General features: G+C 66.7%; 1 pseudogene. It reads right to left on the reverse strand.

The window, feature by feature from the left end:
- Window positions 1-2,432: pseudogene (locus tag IG75_RS40995) on the reverse strand (non-ribosomal peptide synthetase); the annotation flags it as partial.

The following is a 2,432-nucleotide window of genomic DNA, read 5'->3' on the forward strand; positions in this document are numbered from 1 at the left end:
ACAGCCATCGGAATGTTGTAAGCCGCCGACCGACCATCGAACCGGTTCAAGAACCACATACGCTGCTGCGCCAACGACAACGGCACCCGCTCCGGCCGCTCGCGCGGCGCCAACACCGGCAGATCCCCCCGACCGGTGGCGGTCTCGGCGGCAGCGGCCAAAGCGGCGACGGTGGACGCTTCGAACAGCATCCGCACCGGCACGGTGGTGTCCAGGGCGGCCCCGAGACGGGCCGCGACCTGGGTCGCGATCAGCGAGTTACCACCGAGGGCGAAGAAATCATCGTCGGCACCGACCCGCTCGATGCCCAGGACTTCGGCGAAGACACCCGCGACGATCTCCTCGATCGGCGTCGACGGGGCACGGAACTCGCGGGCTTCGAACACCGGTTCCGGAAGCGCCTTGCGGTCCAGCTTGCCGACCGGGGTCAGCGGGATCTCGTCCAGCACCATCAGTGCCGAGGGCACCATATGCGCCGGCAACCGCTCCGACACGAACTCGGTCACCGCGGCGGTGTCCACACTCCGTCCCGGCACCGCCAGCACATACGACACCAGAATCGTCGCCCCGGCACCGGTGTCGTGACCGACGGTTATCGCGAATTCCACGTCCGGGTGCGCACCCAAGGCGGTATCGATCTCGCCCAGTTCCACCCGGAAACCACGGACCTTGACCTGGAAGTCCGAACGGCCCACATAGTCCAGTTCCCAGTTCACCGCCGGCGACGCCTCGTTACCGGCCCGGGCGCCGGGCGTCGCGTACCAACGCACCACATCACCGGTGCGATACATCCGCGAACCCTCGAAGCCGTACGGGTTGGCCACGAACCGATCCGCGGACAACCCCGGCCGGTTCAGATAACCGCGAGCCAATCCACCGCCGGCCAGATACAGCTCACCCGCCACACCCGGCGGCACCGGCCGCAACCGCGCATCCAGCACCAGCGCCGCCATACCGTGCACCGGTTCACCGATGGTGACGTGGTCACCGGCGGAAAGTCGTGCGTACGACGAGATAATGGTCGTCTCGGTGGGGCCGTACCCGTTGAAGTACTTGCGGCCCGGTTCCCACTTCGCCAGCAGTTCCGGGGTGGTCACATCGCCACCGACCGACACCACTTCCAGCGCGTCCAGACCCGCCGGATCCACGGTCCCCAGCACCGCCGGAGTGATCACCGCATGGGTCACCGCCTCGGCACGCAGGAGTTCGGCCAGTTCCGGACCGCCGATGATCTCGCCCGGCACCACGACGAGCGTCGCACCCACGAACGCGGTGCACACCCATTCCAGCACCGACGGATCGAAACTCGGCGAACAGATGTGCAGGAACCGATGCCGGGATTCCAGACCGTACAGATCGGCCGCCACATCGACCAGGCCGCCGAGACCGGTATGGGTCACCGTCACGCCCTTGGGCAGACCTGTCGACCCCGAGGTATAGATGACATACGCCGGATGGGCCATCGCCAACGGCGCGATCCGCTCCGCATCGGTCACCGCGGCGGTTCGGCGTCGATCCGCGCCTGCAATTCCGGGTCGTCGAGCAGCAGCCACTGCACCTCGCCGGGCAACAGGTCCACATGCTCACTGCTGGTCAGACCCAGCACAGCACCGGAATCGGTGAGCATATGCCGCACCCGGTCGAGCGGATACTTCGGATCCACCGGAAGATGCGCGCCACCGGCCTTGGCGACGGCCCAGAACGCCAGCACGATCTCGTAAGAACGCGGCAGCGCCGAGGCCACGATCCGCTCGGGGCCGACCCCGCGCTCGATGAGCACCCGCGCCAATCGCGACGACTGCGCGTCCAGCTCCCGATAGGTCACGGACCGGCCGCGGTAACGCACCGCCACACCGTCCGGATTCACCCGCGCACCATGGGTGAGGATCTCCGGCAACAGCCCCGTTGCCATGACATCGTCACCGTGCACATGGGTGAGCAGCCCGTATTCGGAGCCGTCGAGGATCGGCAGGTCGCCGATCGGCGTCGCCGGATCCCGTACGACCGCCGACAACATCCGCAGGAACCGGCTCGCGATGACCCCGACGGTGTCCTCGTCGAACATGTCACGGGCATAAGAGAACGCGGCCGCCAGACCCGAATCGGATTCGGTGATGCGCAGCGAGAGGTCGAACTTCGCCGGATCGATATCGAAATCGATGGCACCGACCCGTAGTCCGGGCAGTTCGAAATCGGCCGGCGGCAGATTCTCGAACGACAACGCCACCTGGAACAACGGATGCCGAGCGGTCGAACGCTCTACGTCGACCAGCTCTACCAGCCGCTCGAACGGGATATCGGCATGCGCGAACGCCTGCAGATCCGCCTCCCGGGTCGCCGCCAAGAACTCCGCGAAACTCGCCCCACCCCGCACCTGCGACCGCAACACCAACGTATTGACGAACATCCCGACCACATCGTCGAGCTCCGCC

The sequence above is a fragment of the Nocardia rhamnosiphila NBRC 108938 genome (genome assembly GCF_000720425.1).
Classification (GTDB): Bacteria; Actinomycetota; Actinomycetes; order Mycobacteriales; family Mycobacteriaceae; genus Nocardia; species Nocardia rhamnosiphila.